This window comes from Microbacterium sp. NPDC056044 (assembly GCF_042267145.1).
Lineage (GTDB): Bacteria > Actinomycetota > Actinomycetes > Actinomycetales > Microbacteriaceae > Microbacterium.
In genome coordinates this window covers 860,289-878,818 of sequence record NZ_JBHJWZ010000001.1, presented here as the reverse complement: position 1 = coordinate 878,818, position 18,530 = coordinate 860,289, and the positions used below count along the sequence as shown (strand labels likewise).

Annotated in this window: 18 protein-coding genes; 13 read left to right on the top strand and 5 right to left on the bottom strand. The window is 71.1% G+C overall.

Annotated elements, in window-relative coordinates; all coding sequences use genetic code 11:
• Window position 1 precedes the first annotated feature (1 nt).
• The 3 genes from ACFC1I_RS04160 to ACFC1I_RS04150 are packed head-to-tail and all read left to right on the top strand — an operon-like array spanning window position 2 to window position 2,907.
• Window positions 2–766 carry a lysophospholipid acyltransferase family protein gene (locus ACFC1I_RS04160; protein WP_376006582.1) on the top strand — a complete coding sequence of 255 codons (765 nt, stop codon included), beginning with the start codon at window positions 2–4 and terminating at the stop codon, window positions 764–766.
• On the top strand, window positions 756–1,892 hold the full coding sequence (locus ACFC1I_RS04155) for an NAD(P)H-dependent glycerol-3-phosphate dehydrogenase (RefSeq protein WP_376006581.1): 1,137 nt from the start codon (window positions 756–758) through the stop codon (window positions 1,890–1,892). Before ACFC1I_RS04160 ends, ACFC1I_RS04155 begins: the two co-directional genes overlap by 11 nt.
• On the top strand, window positions 1,792–2,907 hold the full coding sequence (locus ACFC1I_RS04150; RefSeq protein WP_376006580.1) for a D-alanine--D-alanine ligase family protein: 1,116 nt from the start codon (window positions 1,792–1,794) through the stop codon (window positions 2,905–2,907). The genes ACFC1I_RS04155 and ACFC1I_RS04150 overlap by 101 nt, the downstream gene beginning before the upstream one ends.
• Before the next feature lie 19 nt (window positions 2,908–2,926).
• On the opposite strand, the gene ACFC1I_RS04145 is transcribed toward ACFC1I_RS04150, so the two are convergent.
• On the bottom strand, window positions 2,927–3,430 hold the full coding sequence (locus tag ACFC1I_RS04145) for a DUF3515 family protein (protein WP_376006579.1): 504 nt from the start codon (window positions 3,428–3,430) through the stop codon (window positions 2,927–2,929).
• Between the two features lie 57 nt (window positions 3,431–3,487).
• Here ACFC1I_RS04145 and thiL point away from each other — a divergent pair, with 57 nt between their 5' ends.
• Window positions 3,488–4,483 (top strand): thiamine-phosphate kinase, encoded by a 996-nt coding sequence (thiL, locus tag ACFC1I_RS04140; protein ID WP_376006578.1) that lies wholly within the window; start codon window positions 3,488–3,490, stop codon window positions 4,481–4,483.
• Between the two features lie 10 nt (window positions 4,484–4,493).
• Here the strand turns inward: thiL and rsmD are convergent, their stop codons facing one another.
• Window positions 4,494–5,057 carry a 16S rRNA (guanine(966)-N(2))-methyltransferase RsmD gene (gene rsmD / locus ACFC1I_RS04135; RefSeq protein ID WP_376006577.1) on the bottom strand — a complete coding sequence of 188 codons (564 nt, stop codon included), beginning with the start codon at window positions 5,055–5,057 and terminating at the stop codon, window positions 4,494–4,496.
• 197 nt (window positions 5,058–5,254) lie between these two features.
• On the opposite strand from rsmD, the gene ACFC1I_RS04130 reads away from it, so the two are divergent.
• Genes ACFC1I_RS04130 through mutM form a run of 6 tightly spaced genes read left to right on the top strand, consistent with a single transcriptional unit; the run spans window position 5,255 to window position 10,438 of the window.
• Window positions 5,255–7,417, top strand: coding sequence for an ATP-dependent DNA helicase RecG (locus ACFC1I_RS04130; RefSeq protein WP_376006576.1), 2,163 nt, complete (start codon window positions 5,255–5,257; stop codon window positions 7,415–7,417).
• Between the two features lie 41 nt (window positions 7,418–7,458).
• Window positions 7,459–7,956 carry a pantetheine-phosphate adenylyltransferase gene (gene coaD, locus ACFC1I_RS04125; RefSeq protein ID WP_376006575.1) on the top strand — a complete coding sequence of 166 codons (498 nt, stop codon included), beginning with the start codon at window positions 7,459–7,461 and terminating at the stop codon, window positions 7,954–7,956.
• A gap of 41 nt (window positions 7,957–7,997) precedes the next feature.
• Window positions 7,998–8,534, top strand: coding sequence for a DUF177 domain-containing protein (locus ACFC1I_RS04120; protein WP_376006775.1), 537 nt, complete (start codon window positions 7,998–8,000; stop codon window positions 8,532–8,534).
• Between the two features lie 33 nt (window positions 8,535–8,567).
• Complete coding sequence (gene rpmF / locus ACFC1I_RS04115; RefSeq protein WP_045297913.1) at window positions 8,568–8,777, top strand: 50S ribosomal protein L32; 210 nt, start codon at window positions 8,568–8,570, stop codon at window positions 8,775–8,777.
• 19 nt (window positions 8,778–8,796) lie between these two features.
• Window positions 8,797–9,498 carry a ribonuclease III gene (gene rnc, locus ACFC1I_RS04110; protein ID WP_376006574.1) on the top strand — a complete coding sequence of 234 codons (702 nt, stop codon included), beginning with the start codon at window positions 8,797–8,799 and terminating at the stop codon, window positions 9,496–9,498.
• Window positions 9,491–10,438: a bifunctional DNA-formamidopyrimidine glycosylase/DNA-(apurinic or apyrimidinic site) lyase gene (gene mutM, locus ACFC1I_RS04105; RefSeq protein WP_376006573.1), complete on the top strand. Its 948-nt coding sequence runs from the start codon at window positions 9,491–9,493 to the stop codon at window positions 10,436–10,438. Before rnc ends, mutM begins: the two co-directional genes overlap by 8 nt.
• 24 nt (window positions 10,439–10,462) lie before the next feature.
• Here mutM and ACFC1I_RS04100 read toward each other — a convergent pair whose 3' ends face one another.
• From ACFC1I_RS04100 to ACFC1I_RS04090, 3 genes are all read right to left on the bottom strand, one after another.
• The gene (locus tag ACFC1I_RS04100) at window positions 10,463–11,590 is read right to left on the bottom strand and encodes a GNAT family N-acetyltransferase (protein ID WP_376006572.1); all 1,128 of its coding nucleotides are present in this window, start codon (window positions 11,588–11,590) and stop codon (window positions 10,463–10,465) included.
• On the bottom strand, window positions 11,583–12,665 hold the full coding sequence (locus tag ACFC1I_RS04095; RefSeq protein ID WP_376006571.1) for a GNAT family N-acetyltransferase: 1,083 nt from the start codon (window positions 12,663–12,665) through the stop codon (window positions 11,583–11,585). Before ACFC1I_RS04095 ends, ACFC1I_RS04100 begins: the two co-directional genes overlap by 8 nt.
• Window positions 12,666–12,748: 83 nt before the next feature.
• Window positions 12,749–13,003 carry a hypothetical protein gene (locus ACFC1I_RS04090; RefSeq protein ID WP_376006570.1) on the bottom strand — a complete coding sequence of 85 codons (255 nt, stop codon included), beginning with the start codon at window positions 13,001–13,003 and terminating at the stop codon, window positions 12,749–12,751.
• 492 nt (window positions 13,004–13,495) lie between these two features.
• Here ACFC1I_RS04090 and smc point away from each other — a divergent pair, with 492 nt between their 5' ends.
• From smc to ACFC1I_RS04075, 3 genes are all read left to right on the top strand, one after another.
• Window positions 13,496–17,041 (top strand): chromosome segregation protein SMC, encoded by a 3,546-nt coding sequence (gene smc, locus ACFC1I_RS04085; protein WP_376006569.1) that lies wholly within the window; start codon window positions 13,496–13,498, stop codon window positions 17,039–17,041.
• A gap of 21 nt (window positions 17,042–17,062) precedes the next feature.
• Window positions 17,063–17,935, top strand: coding sequence for a signal recognition particle-docking protein FtsY (gene ftsY, locus ACFC1I_RS04080; RefSeq protein ID WP_376006568.1), 873 nt, complete (start codon window positions 17,063–17,065; stop codon window positions 17,933–17,935).
• A gap of 81 nt (window positions 17,936–18,016) precedes the next feature.
• Window positions 18,017–18,517: a DUF2004 domain-containing protein gene (locus ACFC1I_RS04075; RefSeq protein ID WP_376006567.1), complete on the top strand. Its 501-nt coding sequence runs from the start codon at window positions 18,017–18,019 to the stop codon at window positions 18,515–18,517.
• Window positions 18,518–18,530: the final 13 nt, after the last annotated feature.

Genomic DNA, 18,530 nt, shown 5'->3' with positions numbered 1-18,530 from the left:
GGTGACCACCGATCGCCCGCGCGCCTCGACGGAGAAGACGCGACCGAGTGTCTTCTGGCCGCTGGCCGGGCTCCTCGTGCCGCTTCTGAGCCTGCTGTTCAAGCTCGAGATCGAAGACGGCCGCAAGCTTCCGCGCGACGGCGCCTACGTGCTCGCGCCGAACCACATGAGCGAGATCGACCCGCTCGTGGTCGCCCTGGCAGTGTGGCGCCTGGGCCGCGCGCCCCGCTTCATGGCGAAGGAGAGCCTGTTCAAGGTGCCGGTGCTCGGCTGGGTGCTGCGCTCGACCGGAATGATCCCGGTCGCGCGTGCGACGTCGGCCGCCGCCGCACGCGCCACGCTCGAGGCGTCCGAGACGCTCGTGCAGCACGGCCGCGGTGTGATCGTCTACCCGGAGGGCTCGCTCACGCGCGAGCCGCACCTCTGGCCCATGCGCGGCAAGACCGGTGCGGTCCGCCTCGCCCTGGCCGGCGGCATCCCGGTCATCCCGATGGCGCAGTGGGGCGCCCAGCAGGTGCTCCCGCGCTACGGCAAGCTCAAGCTCTGGCCGCTGCGCCGCCGCGTACGCGTGATCGTCGGCGACCCGGTCGACCTCTCGGCGTATGCGGGAGCGGCCTCGTCGCAGACCGCGCTCGTCGAGGCGACGGACGCCGTCATGGCCGACATCGCCGGCCTGCTCTCGCACCTGCGCGGCGAGCCCGCGCCCGCCCAGCGGTGGAACCCGGCCGATCACGGCCAGAAGGAGACGGGAAGACTTGAGCCGTAGGCAGGATGCCGCGCGCCCGCGCGTCGCCGTGGTCGGCGCGGGCAGCTGGGGAACGACGTTCGGCAAGATCCTCGCCGACGGCGGGGCCCACGTCACCATGTGGGCGCGGCGGCCGGAGCTGGCCAGCGAGATCCAGGAGGGCAAGCGCAACAGCGAGTACCTCCCCGGCATCAACCTGCCGCGCGACATGCACGCCACCCACCACCTGTCCGAGGCGCTCGAGGGCGCCGATCAGATCTACCTGTCGATCCCGAGCCAGGCGGTGCGGCAGAACCTGAAGGCCGTCCGGCCGCTGATCGCGCAGAGCGACGTGCCCATCGTGTCGCTCATGAAGGGTGTCGAGCGCCGCACCGGCCTGCGCATGAGCCAGGTGATCGAGCAGGAGCTTCACTGCGACGCCGCCCGCATCGCCGTCGCCTCCGGCCCCAACCTCGCCCTAGAGATCGCCCGCGAGCAGCCGACCGCCGCCGTCATCTCGTCCACGAGCCAGGAGACCGCGGAGGCGGTCGCGCGCCTTGCGCGCAACCGGTACTTCCGCACGTTCGTGAACACCGACGTGATCGGCACCGAGTTCGGCGGCGTGCTCAAGAACCTCATCGCCGTCGCCATCGGCATCGTCGACGGCGTCGGCTACGGCGAGAACACGAAGGCCTCGATCATCACGCGCGGCCTCGTCGAGATGACCGACTTCGCCGTCGCGTTCGGCGCGCAGCCCGAGACCCTCCAGGGCCTCGCGGGCCTCGGCGACCTCATCGCGACGTGCCAGTCGCCGCTCAGCCGCAACAACACCGCCGGGCGACTGCTCGGCCAGGGCTATCGCTTCGACGACGTCGTCAAGCAGATGAATCAGACCGCGGAAGGGCTCGCGTCCGTCGCGCCCATCCTGCAGCTGGCGCGGGAGGTGGGCGTGCAGATGCCCATCGTCGAGCAGGTGAAGATGGTGCTCGACGGCACCATGAACCCTCGCGACATCGCGCCCCATCTCACGACAGACGACGACACCCCCCAGGGCGAGAGGACGACGAATGGACAAGCCGGCGGTGGCGGTGCTCTTTGGCGGTCGATCCAGCGAGCACTCGATCAGTTCCGCAACGGCGGGCGGGGTGCTGCGGGCGATCGACCGTGACAGCTACCGCGTGATCCCGGTCGGGATCACGCGCGAGGGTGTCTTCGTCCTCGAGGACGACGACCCGGCCAAGTTCGCGCTCGACGCCGAGAGGCTCCCCGAGGTCGTCGACAACGGGACCCGCATCCTGTGGCCCGAGGTCGGCGAGCGCGCGCTCCGCGTCCGCCGCGCCGACGGCACGGTCGACGAGCTGGGCGACCTCGACGTCGTGCTGCCGATCCTGCACGGGGTCCACGGCGAGGACGGCACGATCCAGGGTTTCTTCGACACGCTCGAGATCCCGTACGCCGGCGGTGGCGTGCTCGATTCTGCGCTCTGCATGGACAAGCACTTCATGAAGATCGTCCTGCAGGCGGCGGGCGTGCCCGTCTCCCCGTGGGTGACCGTGACGCAGGAGCGCTGGGAGCGCGACCCGGACGGTGTGCGAACGGATGCCGCGGCCCTCGGTGAGCCGACATTCGTCAAGCCTGCGCGCGCCGGGTCGAGCGTCGGCGTCTCGAAGGTCCACGACGCGTCGGAGCTCGACGCGGCGCTCGCCCTCGCGTTCGCCGAGGACGACAAGGTGCTCATCGAGTCGGCGATCGTCGGCCGTGAGGTCGAGGTCGCGATCCTCGAGGGGCGCGGCGGCGCCGCGCCGCGCGCATCGCTCCCGGGCGAGATCGTGCTGACGACCCGCGAGTTCTACGATTTCGAGGGCAAGTACCTCGGCGGCGACGGCGCGGAGGTGGTGTGCCCCGCCGACCTCACCGACGCCGAGATCGCGGCGATCCAGGAGCTCGGCGTCCGCGCCTTCCAGGCGGTCGACGGCAAGGGCCTCGCGCGCGTGGACTTCTTCCTCGCCGCCGACGGGCTGTACGTCAACGAGCTGAACACGATGCCGGGCTTCACCCCGATCTCGATGTTCCCGAAGTGCTGGATCGCGTCGGGCATGTCGTACCCCGAGCTCATCACCGAGCTCGTCGACACCGCCCTCGAACGCGCAGGGCAGACGACCGGGATCCGCGCCGCTCGCTGAGCGCCGCCGTGCTCGGGCGTCAGGCGGCGGGAGTCGCCTCGCCCCGGTCGAGGCACTGCCCGTCGACAGGCAGCACGCTCACGATCGGCGACAGGGCGTCGAGCACATCGCGGCTCGACACGCCTTCGCCGTTCTCGTCGGCTGTCGTGTCGAGGTAGATCTCCACGGCGGGGGTGCGGCCGAACGTGGTCACGCGGAACCTCGGTGCGTCGGAGTCGTCGATGATCCAGTCGACCCCCGAGACGTCCTGGCAGGGGAGCGTGGTCGGTCCCGGCGGCTCGACGCCGCACGTCAGCAGCACCTTCGAGTCTCCGGGCACGCCCCACGCGCCGGTCGCCTGCGCGTCGGTCCACAGTCGCGCCTGGCCGCTGACCGACCCCGGCAGGCGCGAGGCCACCTCCGCGCACAGCGGGTCGTTCGCCGACGGCGCCGGGTCGAGGTCGACGGTCGTGGTGCAGCCCGTCAGCCCGACAGCGGCCACGATCGTGAGTCCGAACGCGACGAGAGAGGGGAGAGCACGCACGCTTCCAGGCTAACCCGGCCGCGCGGCGGGCGACGCCCGCACCGGTAGCGTGGTCGTGTGGGCGACGAGCGCAGGGATCCGACGGTGGGCGAGCTCAGCGAGGGGCGCATCCTGGCCGCCATCCTCGAACGCCTGGGCGAGTCGAACGCCCTCGTCGGCCCGGGCGACGACGCCGCCGTCATCGCCGCCGCCGACGGCCGTGTCGTGGCGACGGTCGACACGCTCGTCCACGGCCCCGACTTCCGCCTCGCGTGGTCGAGCGCGTACGACCTCGGCTACAAGGCGGCTGCCGTCAACCTCGCCGATGTGGCGGCCATGGGCGCGACGCCCACCGCGCTGCTGGTGGCCCTCGCGATGCCCGATGCGACGCGGCTGTCGTTCGTCACCGGCATCGCCGACGGCCTGCGCGCCGCGTGCCGCGATCTCGCGCCCGGCTGCCGCGTCGAGGGCGGCGACCTCACCGTCTCCGACACGCTCACGATCGCCGTCACCGCTCTCGGGGCGCTGGCCGGTCGTCCGCCCGTGCTGCGCTCGGGCGCCCGGCCCGGCGACCTGGTCGCCGTGGCGGGCGAGCTGGGACGCGCGGCACGGGGCCTCCGGATCCTTTTCGAGCGGTTCACGGATGCTGCGGCCCACCCGATCCCGGTCGACGAGAGCCACCTCGACCAGGCGGAGCTCGCCGATCTCGTCGCTCAGCTGCGTCCGTCGCCGCCGGTGTGGCTCGGCCCCGAGGCAGCGGATGCGGGCGCCACCGCGATGATGGATGTGTCGGACGGCCTCGTGCTCGACGCATCGCGGATGGCCGCAGCATCCGATGTCACGATCGCGCTCGAGTCGGCGGCGCTCGGACGCGACGTCGCCTCGGCGCTCGCGGGCGGCGAGGACCACGCGCTGCTGGCGACGTTCCCGGCGAACCGGGCACTGCCGCACGGCTTCGTCCGGGTGGGGACGGTGCGGGCGCGCGGCGACGTCGCCGTGCTGGTCGACGGCCGGCCCCACGATGGGCGGGGCGGATGGGATCCCTACCAGGACTGGGACGCGGGCACGGGCTGAGCCGCGTGGCTCACTCCGACGTGGTCGCCCACCACATCGCGGTGTCGCCGTAGCGCTTCGAGCGCGTGGCGACGAGGCCGTCGGGCAGGCTCGGCTCGGGGGAGCGCCGGGCGCGTTCGATCACGACGTCCGCTCCCGTCGCGAGGAGCGGCACGAGGAGCGCCAGCGTCGACGACAGCTCCGTCTCGCCGACGTCGTAGGGCGGATCGAGGAAGACCAGGTCGAACGGGCCGCGGGCGGAGCGCAGGAACGCGTCGGCAGCGGCGCGGTGCACGCGGATCGCGGCATCGGCCCCCACGGCTTTCGCCACGCGACCGGCGTTGCGCTGCACGATGGTCGCCGCGCGCGGGGACTTCTCGACGAGGTCGGCGGATGCCGCGCCGCGGCTCACCGCCTCGAGCCCGAGCGCGCCCGAGCCGGCGTAGAGGTCGAGTACCAGGGCACCGCGCAGCGCGTCGGCGGACTCCAGCGCCCCGAAGAGGGACTCGCGCACGCGGTCGCTCGTCGGCCGGGTGCCGGCGTCCGGCACGTCGAGCACGAGCGAGCCCGCACGGCCGGCGATGATGCGCGTCACCCTCTCACGATAACGGTCCGCCGCGGTGCGGCCCCGTCGGGGGCGCCCCTGACACCGAGGAGATGATCGTCGCCCGCGGCGGGGTGCGGATCCACCTCTCCACGTGAACTGCAACGGGCGTGCGTTCCTCTCCGAGATCGTGGAGTCGATCTTCGCCTGAGGAACGGGACGTCGCCGGTCGCTCCTAGACTCGTGGCGTGGCCTCCTTCACCCTCGACTCGAGCCTGGGCGGCGCGATCGGCGGAAAGACGGCGGCGGCACTCGAGCGCGCCTTCGGCATGAAGACGGTGGGCGACCTGCTCGTCCACTATCCGCGGCGCTACGCGCGCCACGGTGAGCTGACGCCGATCTCGACCCTGCCGCTCGGCGAGCCGGTGACGATCGTCGCCGAGGTGCGCCGCGTCAGCGAACGCCGCATGAAGAACCGCAACGGGTCGCTGCTCGAGGTCGTGATCAGCGACGGCAACGGAGAGATGTCGCTCACGTTCTTCAACCAGTCGTGGCGGGTGCGCGACCTGCAGCCCGGGCGGCAGGGCATCTTCGCGGGCAAGGTGGGCATCTACAAGGGCGCGCAGCAGCTCGCGCACCCCGACTACGAGCTCTTCGACGACGCCGACACCGCGCGACTGAAGGTCCAGGCGAACGCGAACCTGCCCATCCCGATCTATCCGGCGACGAGCACGGTCGCCAGCTGGCAGATCCAGAAGATCGTCGAGCTCGTGCTCGACGGCCTGGGGGAGGTGCCCGAGCCGTTCCCCGACGACCTGCGCGCGCGGCACGGGCTGATCGACGCCCGCACCGCGATCGAGCACATCCACCGTCCGACCGACTTCGCCGAGATCGAGCCGGCGCGCGCCACGCTGCGCATGCAGGAGGCCTTCGTCCTGCAGGTGGCGCTGCTGCAGCAGCGCCAGTTCGTTCGGGCGCTCTCGGCGACCAGGCGCGCGCCCGGTCCGCTGCTCGAACGGTTCGACGAGGCGCTGCCGTTCCCGCGCACCCCCGACCAGATCACGGTCGGCGACGACGTCACGCGCGACCTCCAGGGCGACTGGCCGATGAACCGGCTTGTGCAGGGCGAGGTCGGCTCGGGCAAGACGCTGGTGGCGCTGCGCGCAATGCTCCAGGTCGCCCAGTCCGGCGGCCAGTCGGCGCTCATCGCGCCGACGGAGGTGCTCGCCGCCCAGCACGTCCGGTCGATCGCACGCATGCTGGGGCCGAAGCTCGCTCCCGAGCTCATGCCCACGCTCCTCACCGGGCAGCTCCCCGCCGCCGAGCGCCGCAAGGCGGCGCTGCGCGCCGCGTCGGGGCAGGCGCTCATCGTCGTCGGCACGCACGCGCTCCTGAGCGAGAGCACGACGTTCGCCGATCTCGGACTCGTGGTGGTCGACGAGCAGCACCGCTTCGGCGTCGAGCAGCGCGAGTCGCTGCGCGCCAAGGGATCCTCGCCGCACGCCTTGGTGCTGACGGCGACGCCCATCCCGCGCACCGTCGCGATGACCGTCTTCGGCGACCTCGACGTCTCGACCATCCGCACGATGCCGGCCGGCCGTGCCGGCATCGAGACCCACGTCGCGCCGCTGGCCGAGCACTCGAGCTGGTTCGCCCGTGTGTGGGAGCGCATCGCCGAAGAGGTCGCGCAGGGGCGTCAGGCCTTCGTGGTGTGCGCCGCCATCGACGCCGAGAAGCTCACCAAGGACGACACCGCCGACGAGCCCGCCGGTGCCACCGGCGGCGAGGCGAGCCGCACCCGCTGGGGCGTCGTGCAGGTCGCGGACCTGCTGTCGAGGCATCCGTCCTACGAGAGCATCAGGGTCGAGATCCTGCACGGCAAGATGCCGTCCGACGAGAAGGACGCCGTCATGCAGGCCTTCGCCCGCGGCGACGTCGACGTGCTGGTCGCGACGACCGTGGTCGAGGTGGGCGTCGATGTGCCGAACGCCTCGACGATGGCGATCCTCGAGGCGGACCGGTTCGGTGTGTCGCAGCTGCACCAGCTGCGGGGGCGCGTCGGGCGCGGCGGAATCCCCGGGCTCTGCCTGCTGGTGACCGAGGCGCCGCGCGGCACTCCTGCGCGCGATCGTGTGGATGCCGTGGCCTCCACCCTCGACGGCTTCGCGCTCGCGGAGGTCGACCTCGAGCTGCGCGGTGAGGGCGACGTGCTGGGCGACGCGCAGTCCGGCGCGCGGTCGTCGCTGCGTCTGCTGCGGGTCGTGAAGGACGCCGACATCATCGCCGAGGCCCGGGTGGAGGCCGAGCGGGTGCTGGCCGACGACCCCGCGCTGCTGAAGCAGCCGGGTCTGGCGGCAGCGCTCGAGCGCAACGTCGGGATAGCCGAGCGCGCGGCTCTCGCCAAGAACTGACGCGTCGGGCCGCCCTCGCGCGTCCCACTAGGCTGGACCGCATGAGCAGCCGGATCGCCGTCGTCCCGGGATCGTTCGATCCGCCGACCCTCGGTCATCTGGACGTGATCCGCCGCGCCGCGTCGTTGTACGACCAGCTCCACGTGCTCGTCGTGCACAATCCCGGCAAAGAGGCGCTGCTGCCGATCGCGCAGCGTCAATCGCTCCTGGAGCAGTCGATCTCCGAGGGCGAGATCGAGGGCGACGTCATCGTCGCCTCGTGGAGCATGGGCCTGCTGGTGGACTACGCGACGGAGGTCGGCGCGGGCGTGCTGGTGAAGGGCATCCGCTCGCAGGTCGATGTGGCGTACGAGACGCCGATGGCGATCGTGAACCGTCACCTGGCGCACGTCGAGACCGTGTTCCTGCTGCCCGACCCCGCTCACGCGCTCGTGTCGAGCTCGCTCGTGCGTCAGGTCGCATCGCTCGGCGGCGACGTCTCGCCGTACGTGCCGCCCGCGGTGGCGCGGTTCCTCGACACCGGCGCGCGCGGCATCTGACCAGGAACCGCGGCTAGGCTGGAGCCGTGGTCAGAAAGCATGTGACGGGTCCGTTCGTCCTCCCGGTCCGAGACATCGTCCACCGCTCCGGCGAGATGCGCGAGCACACCCTCGACGTCCCCGCTCCCGCGAAGTGGGGCGAGGGTCTCGTGGCCGTCCCCGAGGGCGAGCCCGTCGTCGTCGACGTCCGCCTCGAGTCGGTGCACGAGGGCATTCTCGTCTCCGGAGAGGTCGACACGGAGTACACCGGCATCTGCAGCCGGTGCCTCATCGACATCGCCGAGGGGCTCAAAGTCGAGTTTCAGGAGCTTTTCGCGTATCCTGGGGAGGAAGAAACTGACTTCGAGGTTCAAGACGACCACGTGGATCTTGAAACTCTGGTCAGGGAAGCGGTCGTCCTGTCGCTTCCGTTTCAGCCGGTGTGCCAGCCGGATTGCCCCGGACTCGATCCGATGACGGGTGAGCGTCTGGCCGAGAACGCCGGAACGCCGCAGAGCGAGCCCCTCGATCCACGATGGGCCGCGCTCCAGGACTTCACCACGAGCCACGACGACGAATCACCGCGCCCCCGCGGCTGACAGCGGCGTCGAGAACACAGAAGAGAGCTAGCCATGGCAGGTAACCCCCCGAAGCGGAAGGTCTCCCGCTCCAACACTCGCTCGCGTCGCGCGCAGTGGAAGGCCGAGGCCCCCACGCTCGTCAAGACCGTCGAGAACGGCAAGACCGTCTACAGCCGTCCGCACCAGGCGAAGGTCGTCACCGACTCGCAGGGCACCGAGCTGTTCCTCGAGTACAAGGGCCGCAAGGTCGCCGACGTCTGATCGTCGCGCACGGTCTGACGTGACTGACGTCGCAGCCGAGCGCTCCACGCTCGCAGACCTCACACAGAAGCTCGGAGTCGTCATCGACCCCGAGCTTCTGTCGCTGGCGCTGACGCATCGTTCGTGGGCGTACGAGAACGGGCAGGTCCCGCACAACGAGCGTCTCGAGTTCCTCGGCGACTCCGTGCTGGGCCTCGCCGTGACGGTGCGCCTGTTCACCGGCCACCCCGAGCTCGAAGAGGGCGCCCTCGCGAAACGGCGCGCCAGTGTCGTCTCGACGGTGGCCCTCGCCGAGATCGCACGGGGGATCGGCCTCGGTGCGCACCTCAAGCTCGGCCGCGGCGAGATCCTCACCGGCGGGCGCGACAAGGACTCGATCCTCGCCGACACCATGGAGGCGATCTTCGGCGCGACCTACCTGTCGACGGGACCGGATGCCGCGACCGGCCTGGTGCTGCGGCTCGTGGAGCCGCTGCTCGCCGACCCCGAGCGCTACGGCGCGGCGATGGATCCGAAGACGGCACTGCAGGAGCTCGCCGCCCACGGCGGCCTGCTGCCGCCGGCGTATGAGGTCACCTCGACCGGACCCGACCACGATCGCCGCTTCACGGCGACCGTGACGGTGGGGGAGCTCACGGCGGAGGGCGCGGGCACCAGCAAGAAGCACGCCGAGATGGCCGCCGCGCTCACGGCCTGGCGCGCACTCAGCGGGCGTGCCTGAGCTTCCCGAGGTCGAGGTCGTCCGCGCCGGCCTCGCCCCCGCTGTCACCGGCGCCCTCGTGATCGGCGTCACCGTCCTCGACGACCGGGCGCTGACCCGGCACGGCGGAGGCGGTGACGACTTCGAGGCGCGCCTCACCGGACGCGTCATCACATCGGCCGCGCGGCGCGGGAAGTTCCTGTGGCTCCCGCTGCAGACAGGCGTCGCCGACGCGCCGGCGTCCGAGGCGGTGGTCGGCCACCTCGGCATGAGCGGCCAGATGCTCCTGCGCGCTCCGGGGGCGGCGCCTGAGCGGCACGAGCGCGTGCGCATCGATCTCGCGCACCCCGCGCACGGCGAGCTGTCCGTCGTCTTCGCCGACCAGCGCACCTTCGGCTCGCTCGCGATCGACGAGCTCGTGGCCACGCCCGACGGCGCGCCCGGCGGTTACGGGTGGGACGAGGCATCCGTCCCCTCTCAAGTGGCGCACATCGCGCGCGACCCGCTCGATCCGGCGTTCTCGGATGCCGTCTTCCGGCGCACGCTCGCGCGCAAGGACTCGGCGATCAAGCGCGTGCTGCTCGACCAGACGGTCGTGAGCGGGGTCGGCAACATCTACGCCGACGAGTCGCTGTGGGCCGCGCGCATCCACCCCGAGACGTCGGCCCGCGCTCTGCCGACCCGCGCGGTGAATCGCCTGCTCGGCGAGGTGCGGCACGTGCTCGACAAGGCGCTGGCCGAGGGCGGCACCAGCTTCGACGCGCAGTACGTCAACGTCAACGGGCAGGCCGGATACTTCGCTCACTCGCTCAACGCGTACGGGCGCACGGGCGAGCCATGCCCCCGGTGCGGCCGTCCGATCGTGCGCGTGTCGTTCACGAATCGCTCGAGCCACTTCTGCGCCCATTGCCAGCGAGTGCCGCGCCCGAGTGTGGACGGATCGGGCGCGGCACGCGGCTGAGTGATCTCCGGCGCGGGACCGGGATCAGAGGTCGAGCACCTTCTTCCACGCGCCGGCGTACGAGGCCGGCACGAAGCCGATGGTCTCGTTGATGTCGAGCATGTGCCGGTTCTCCTCGGCGTTGAACGTCGAGACCCGCGGCGACTCGGGCACCAGGTCGCGCCAGCGCAGCAGGTTCGCGCACTTGACGATCGTGCCCAGACGGTGACCGCGGTGCTCCTTCACGACGAGCGTGCCGTACTGCTGCGTCGCGCCGGAACGGTCCTCGCCGATCACGAGCTCGTTGTACGCGGCGACCCGCCCCGTCGGCACGTGGAGCACAGCCGCGACCGACACCGTCATCCCCTGTGCCTTCAGGCGGGCGTCACGACGCTCGACGCGCGCGGCGTCCCAGTGCTGCTCGTCGATGACGAGTCCGCCGGCCGGCGCGTCGGTCGACATGCGCGAGAGCGCGTAGGCGAATCCGTCGACGTGCTCCGGCGGTGTCGGCGACGTCCACTGGATCGGGCGGTACTCGTCGCCCGCGGCTGCGACGGCATCGGCGAGCATGCGCTCCACGAGCGCGAAGTCGCCGGTCAGGTCGAACACGCTGTTGCGCTCCACCTGCTCGAGCGTGAAGCCGCTCGCCAGCTGGAACCTCGTCTGCGCGTCGTCGGCGGGGATCGCGCCCCAGCCCGTGGAGGGCTGCAGACGCGGGCCCGCGGCATCCGGTCGGTGCAGCGTCCAGGTCTGGATCGTGGCGAGTGCACGTTCCCGGGCTTCGCGCTCGACCTCGGCGAGCAGGAGCTCCTCGAGGCCCTGACCGCGGTGCGGCGGATCGACCATGAGGTCGAACTCGACCGTGCTGGCATCCGACTCGTTCGAGATCATGAGCTTCACCGCGCCCAGCACCTCGTGGCCGCGGAGCGCGGCGTACCCGAGCTGGGTCCAGTCGGTCTGGTCCTGCCAGAACCCGAGCATCTCGTCGGGCTCCTCGTGCAGGTAGTCGTGACCGGCGTCCTCGAGGCAGACCGCGTTCGCGATCCGCACCATCTCGAGGAACACACGGGCATCGGCGCTGTCCGTCTTCTCGGGGACGACGATGCGCTGAATGGTCGGCGCGCCCGGCTCGGCCGGCGCGGCCGGCGCAGCGGTCTCGGTCAGGTCAGTCATCGAGCACCTTCTTCCATGCGCCCTCGTAGGCGATGGGCGCGAAGCCGATCGCCTCGTTGATGTCCAGCATGGGCCGGTTCTCCTCTGCGTTGTAGGTGATGACGCGCGCCGAGTCCGGCGCGATCTCGCGCCAGGACAGGAGTCCGGCGCACTTCACGAGCGTTCCGAGCTTGTGCCCGCGGTGCTCTTTGAGGACGAGGGTGTCCTCCTGGTGGCTCGCCTCGGTGCGGTCCTTGCCGATCACCAGTTCGTTGAATGCGCACAGTTCACCGGTCTCGATGTGCTGTGCGGCCGTGACCTGGATGGTGCGTCCCGACGAGGTGTACCGCTCGTCGTGCTCGGCGATCCGCGCGGCATCCCACGTCTCCTCGTCGAACTCGAGCGCAGCCGCGGGTGCGTCGGTCGACATGCGGGACTTCATCCACGCGTAGCCGGCGACGTACTCGTCGGGGGTCGGGGCGGACCACTGGAGGAGGCGGTAAGCCGATGATGCGGCCCGGGCTTCGGCGAGCAGTCGCTCGACATCGTCGAACGACCCGGTCAGATCGAAGGCGCTGTTGCGCTCGACCTGTTCGAGCTTGTAGCCGTGGCGGAGGTAGAACCGTGCCACATGGTCCTCGGGGATCGCGCCGAAGCCGGTCGGCGGTGCGAGCTGCGGCCCCGGCGCCGCCGGGTGCTCGGCCCACGACTGGAGCACCGTGCGACCGTGCTCGCGCGCCGTGCGCTCGACCAGCTCGTAGGCGGCCGAGCCGATGCCGCGTCCCCACGTCTCGCGGAGCAGCTCGATCAGCCAGAAGGCGGCGGTGGAGCCGTCCTCGTGCGGGAAGTCGATGCCGATGCGCCCGACGATCGCGCCGTCGTCGACGACCACCCAGCTGAGCCGGGTCTCGTACTCGGAGGGCCGATAGTGGGGGAGCAGTTCGTCCGCGGTGATCCCGTGGTCGTCGTGACCCGAGATCTCGCGGTAGATGAGGTTGCGCACCCGGACCATCTCGACGAAGTCAGCGGCGTCCGGTGCGTCGATGGTGGCGGGTACGACGAGGGGGCGGAACTCCAGCCCCGTGATGGTGTCCATGTCGTTGCGTCCTTGCGGTGTCGATGCGTGCGGGTGAGGAGGGGGGTCCGCCGCCCGGGTGCGGGCGGCGGCCCCGGTGGCCGTCACGGCCGGGGTGCGAGGCTGGCCTCGCGGAGGTACGCGCGTTCACGCTGCGCGGTGGACTCCTGGTGCCGGTACGACTCGGCGTGCCGGCGGCGGTCGTCCGCGAGCCGCGGGGTGCGGGTGCTCCACAGCAGGAGCCGCAGGCCCAGGTGCAGGGCGAGGCGGTCCAGGAGCGAGATGCGGGTGTCGCGGCTCGGGAGCCGCAGCGTATCGGGAAGGCCCGAGGGGCGCTGCGGCGCAAGGAGAGTATTCATGATCGATTGCTCTTTCAGATGGGAGTGATGCCTCAGGCGGCGCCGAGAGGCGGAGATGCCGTGCCGCAGCACGACGGGACGGGGATGCAGGGGGAGAGCGCTCAGCACCGCGAAGCGGGTGCGGCGCAACAGACGGTCGTCGCCCGGAAACGGGCAGACTCGTCCCCTGCGGGGATCAGATGGCGGCGGGGAAGCGGCCGTTCAGCACTGCGCCGAAGGAGACGGTCCCCGACGCGACGGCACGGTTCGCTCCGCCATCACGGGCGGCGATTCCGGTTGGAGTCATCAGCATCATCGGGGGACCTCCTTTCTCGACTTCAGACGCAGAGAGTGACGTTAGCGGGTGAGGGATACCCGCGTCAAGCTTTCTCGCAGATTCGGTGATCTCATGGCGTGTCGCGACGTCTGTCCGCCCCGCGGCCGGTCGTCCGGGCGCGGGCGCCGCGCTCCGGTAGCGTAGGCGGGTAAACGACCGGGGTGGAGGGCGTGTTCATGCACCTCAAGAGCGTGACGCTCAAAGGGTTCAAGTCGTTCGCGCAGCCGACGACCTTCGCCCTCGAACCCGGCGTGACGTGCATCGTCGGTCCCAACGGCTCCGGAAAGTCGAACGTCGTCGACGCGCTCGCCTGGGTGATGGGCGAGCAGGGGGCGAAGACCCTCCGCGGCGGCAAGATGGAGGACGTCATCTTCGCCGGCACCGCGACGCGCGGCCCGCTCGGCCGTGCCGAGGTGCAGCTCACGATCGACAACAGCGACGGGGCGCTGCCGATCGAGTACTCCGAGGTGACGATCAGCCGCACGCTGTTCCGCAACGGCTCGAGCGAGTACGCGATCAACGGTGAATCCTGCCGTCTGCTCGACGTGCAGGAGCTGCTGAGCGACTCCGGCCTCGGTCGCGAGATGCACGTGATCGTCGGCCAGGGACGGCTCGACAGCGTGCTGCAGGCGACACCCGAAGACCGCCGGGGCTTCATCGAAGAGGCGGCCGGCATTCTCAAGCACCGTCGCCGCAAGGAGAAGACCCTCCGCAAGCTCGATGCCATGGAGGCGAACCTCACGCGGCTGAGCGACCTGGCGGGTGAGCTGCGCCGCCAGCTGAAGCCGCTCGGCCGCCAGGCCGAGATCGCCAGGGAGGCGGCGACCATCGCCGCCGTGGTGCGCGACGCGAAGGCGCGTCTGTTCGCCGACGAGATCGTGGGCCTGCGCGCCGAGCTCGCCTCCCACGCGCAGAGCGAGCACGAGCGGCATGCCGAGCGCATGGTGCTGCAGGAGCGGCTCGACAACGCCCGGGTGCGCATCGAGCAGCTCGAGGGCGACCAGCGCTCCGAGAGCGTGGACCGCGCGCGCCGCGTGTCGTTCGGGCTGGAGCGGGTGCAGGAGCGGCTGCGCGGACTGTACGCCCTCGCGGGGCAGCGACTCGCGCTTCTCGGTGACGCGGAGGACGAGGACCGCATCGAACTGACGACCGTCTCCCAGGCGATGATCGACGAGGCCCGGGCTGAGATCGACGACGTCTCCGACGGCCTCGGCGCGGCGCAGGACGCCGCCGCCGACGCTGCGCGGGGCGTGGTGCGTGCCCGGGCCGAGCTCGACGCCCTCGATTCCGACATCGCCGCGCAGAGCGCGCTCGTCTCGGAGCACGACATGCGCATCACCGCGCTGCGCGGCACGGCGGAGGCCGCGGCATCCGCTCTCGCCGCCGTCCGAACGGCGGTTGAACGCCAGCAGAAGGCGCTCGACGCGGCGCTCGCGCGCCGCGCGGAGGCCGAGGAGATCCTCGCGGGCGTCGACCCCGACCTCGTCCCCGAGGAGTCCTCCGCCGACCACGCCGCGGCCTATGAGCGGGCGCAGCGCGACGCGTCCGAGTCCGAGTCCGAGGTGTCGTCGCTGCGGGAGCGCCTGCACGCCGCCGAGCGCGAGCGCGACGCCCTGACCGCACAGACGGCCGCGCTGAGCCGGGCCCTCGACGTGAAGAACGGCGCCTCCTCGCTGATCTCGGAGGGGCTCGACGGCGTCCGGGGACTCGTGGGCGACGCGGTGCAGGTGAGACCCGGTTTCGAGGCTGCGATCGCGGCCGTGCTGGGACCGATCGCCGAGGGCGTGCTCGTCGAGGACCGCGCCGCCGCGTTCGTCGTCGCCGAGGCCGCACGTGAGGCCGATGCGGGCGTGGTCGACATCGTGATCGCCGCGGCCGGCATGATGCACCCGGCATTCCCCGCACTGCCGGGCGTGGTTCCGGCGCGCGACGTCGTGACCGCACCCGAGGGCGTGCTCGGCCTGCTGTCGTACGTGGTCGTCGTCGACGATCTCGACACCGCGCGCGACGCCGGCCCGGCGCTCGCGGACGCCGAGCTCGGCGGCCCGATCACCCTCGTGACGCGCCGCGGCGAGGTCTACACCGAGTACTCGCTCCGCGCCGGCGCGGGAGCCTCGCGGTCGCGCCTGGAGCTGGCCGCGGAACGGGATGCTGCGGCAGACCGCCGCGACGAGATCGCCGTCGTGGCGGACTCGCTGCGCGCCGCACTCACCGATGCGACCCGCGAGCTCGAGTCTGCCCGCCTGCGGACCAAGACCACTCTCGCGACCCTCCGCGAGCACGACGCCGCCCTCGCGGCCCATGCCGAGCAGGTCAACCGGGCGACGGTGCGACACGAGGCCGCCGTCGCCGAGTGCGATCGCCTCGCCGCCGGCCTCGCCCAGGCGGCCGCGGCGGTCGAGGAGGCCGAGTCCTCGGCGCGCTCCGCTGATGAGCAGCTCACCACGGCCCTCGAGGCCCCGCGTCCGATCCTCGACGCGTCCGCACGTGAGGGGATGCTCGGCGCGCTCGAAGAGGCGCGCGACAGCGAGATGCGCTCACGCCTGGACGTCGAGACGCTGCGCGAACGCATCCGCGCCGGGGAAGCGCGCGTCGTCGCGCTCGAGCGCCAGCGCGAGCGGGAGCGCGAGGCGGCGGCTGAGGCCGCGCGGCGCGCCGTGATCCGACGCGCGCAGCGTGAGATCGCCGCCGGCGTCGCGGGTCAGCTGCCTGCCGTGATCGACTCGGTGGATCGCTCCCTCGCGCAGGCCCGCGCAGAGCTGGCCGCGGCGGAGTCCGAGCGCACGGCCGTGACCGCCGAGCTCGCCGAGCTCCGCAGCCGGGAGACCGGCGTCAGGGAGCGGCTCGCCGGGCTGACCGAGAGCGTCCACACCCTGGAGCTGCAGATCCACGAGAAGCGTCTCCACGTCACCGGACTCCTCGAACGGGTGCAGTCCGAGCTGGGGTTCGACGAGGATATTCTCGTTTCGGAATATGGTCCGGATCAGCCGGTTCTCGTCGAACTGGGCCAGCCCCCTCGAGATGACGACGCTGCTGAGGGCGCAGCATCCGTTCCCTACGATCGTGCGCAGCAGAAGCGGCGACTGCAGGAAGCCGAGCGCAAGCTCGCGCAGCTCGGCCGCGTGAACCCGCTCGCGCTCGAGGAGTTCGAGGCGCTCGAGCAGCGCCACAAGTTCATGACCGAGCAGCTCGCAGATCTCACCCAGACCCGCAAGGATCTGCTCACGATCATCGAAGAGCTCGACGAGCGCATGCAGACGATCTTCCTCGCGGCCTTCGAGGACACGAAGATCGCGTTCGGCGAGGTGTTCCCCATCCTGTTCCCCGGCGGCACGGGGTCGATCACGCTCACCGACCCGGACTCACCGCTTACCACCGGGATCGAGGTGGCCGTGCGGCCGGTCGGCAAGAAGATCGAGCGCCTCTCGCTGCTCTCAGGCGGAGAGCGATCCCTTGCGGCCGTCGCGCTGCTCACCGCGATCTTCAAGGCGCGGCCGAGCCCGTTCTACATCCTCGACGAGGTCGAGGCGGCGCTCGACGACGCGAACCTCGGGCGCCTGCTCGGCGTCTTCGAGCAGCTGCGCGCCTCGAGTCAGCTCATCGTCATCACGCACCAGAAGCGCACGATGGAGATCGCGGACGCACTCTACGGCGTGTCGATGCGGCAGGACGGGGTCTCGGCGGTCGTCGGCCAGCGCATCGCCGAACGCGCCGCCTCGTGACCTGACCCTAGGCTTAGAGGCATGGCAGAGAGCTCCTGGTCGCTCGGACGCGCGCTGCGCGGCATGTTCGTCAAGCCCACGATCGACGAGACGACGTGGGACGCCCTCGAGACCGCGCTGCTCACCGCGGACTTCGGACCGGACATCACCGAGCGGATCGTCGACGAGTTGCGCGAGAAGGTGGAGCGGTATCGCACCACCGATCCGCGGGATCTCCAGCGCATGCTGAAGGAGACCCTCGAGGAGCACTTCGCGAAGTTCGACACGACGCTGCGCCTCACCGAGCGCCCGGCCGTCGTGCTGGTCGTCGGCGTCAACGGCGTCGGCAAGACCACGACGATCGGCAAGTTCGCGAAGTTCCTGCAGCGGTACGGCCGCTCCGTCGTCGTCGGTGCGGCCGACACGTTCCGGGCCGCCGCGGTGGACCAGCTCGCGACGTGGGCCGAGCGCGGCGGCGCGACGATCGTCCGGCCGCAGCAGGAGGGACAGGATCCGGCATCCGTCGCCTTCCAGACGATCGAGTACGCGAAGAACACCGGCACCGAGATCGTGCTCGTCGACACCGCCGGCCGCCTGCACACCAAGGGCGGCCTCATGGACGAGCTCTCCAAGATCCGCCGCGTCATCGAGAAGCAGGCGCCCATCAGCGAGGTGCTGCTCGTGCTCGACGCGACGACCGGACAGAACGGTGTGATGCAGGCCCAGGCGTTCCTCGAGCACGCCGGTGTCACCGGTCTCGTCCTGACCAAGCTCGACGGCTCGGCAAAGGGCGGATTCGTCCTCGCCGTGCAGGAACGCACCGGCATCCCGGTCAAGCTGCTGGGCCAGGGCGAGGGGATCGGCGACCTCACGGGCTTCACTCCGCACGTGTTCGCGGCGTCCCTCGTCGACTGATTCCGCACCCGGATCCGACCGAATCCGCGCCATGCCGCGTTCGGGCTATCGCCGACGCGCTCGTTGCGGTTTCATGGGGTCATGGCGATCGAGCACGACTACTTCGGACTCCTCGAATCGGGGCCTGACGGATCGATCTTCTGGTCGGAGAACGTCGAACTGGGAGACCAGTCCGTCACGGTGGACCTCACTGCTCCCGACCAGGACGACGTGTCGGAGGCGGCCCTCGATGTGGCCGCCGCGCTCATCTCGTCGATCGAGGAGATCGACCGCAGCGCCCGCAACGCGATGGTCAACGAGCTCAGCGACCGCACCAGCGAGGTGACGGAGTACATCCTGCAGCAGCAGGAGGCGCTCGGCGATGCCCTCGAAGACACGCTCGTCGACATCTCGGGCGACGTGCACATCGACGTGATCCGCTCGCTGCAGCTGATGAGCATGACGATCCTCGCCGACGAGCACGGGGGTTCCGACCCGTTCGCGGTGCTCGAGTACGCACTCGACCCCGACGCCACCGACGACGTGCTGCTGGTGAACCTCGATTCCGACGGCGGCGTGCTGTCGGTGACCAGCGCGGACTGACCGCCGCGCCGGG

Coding starts and splice junctions, on each gene's coding strand:
- ACFC1I_RS04150 (WP_376006580.1), top strand. CDS start 1,792: ATGGACAAGCCGGCGGTGGCGGTGCTCTTTGGCGGTCGATCCAGCGAG.
- coaD (WP_376006575.1), top strand. CDS start 7,459: ATGAGCAGCCGGATCGCCGTCGTCCCGGGATCGTTCGATCCGCCGACC.
- rpmF (WP_045297913.1), top strand. CDS start 8,568: ATGGCAGGTAACCCCCCGAAGCGGAAGGTCTCCCGCTCCAACACTCGC.
- ACFC1I_RS04100 (WP_376006572.1), bottom strand. CDS start 11,590: ATGACTGACCTGACCGAGACCGCTGCGCCGGCCGCGCCGGCCGAGCCG.
- ACFC1I_RS04095 (WP_376006571.1), bottom strand. CDS start 12,665: ATGGACACCATCACGGGGCTGGAGTTCCGCCCCCTCGTCGTACCCGCC.
- ACFC1I_RS04090 (WP_376006570.1), bottom strand. CDS start 13,003: ATGAATACTCTCCTTGCGCCGCAGCGCCCCTCGGGCCTTCCCGATACG.
- smc (WP_376006569.1), top strand. CDS start 13,496: ATGCACCTCAAGAGCGTGACGCTCAAAGGGTTCAAGTCGTTCGCGCAG.
- ftsY (WP_376006568.1), top strand. CDS start 17,063: ATGGCAGAGAGCTCCTGGTCGCTCGGACGCGCGCTGCGCGGCATGTTC.
- ACFC1I_RS04075 (WP_376006567.1), top strand. CDS start 18,017: ATGGCGATCGAGCACGACTACTTCGGACTCCTCGAATCGGGGCCTGAC.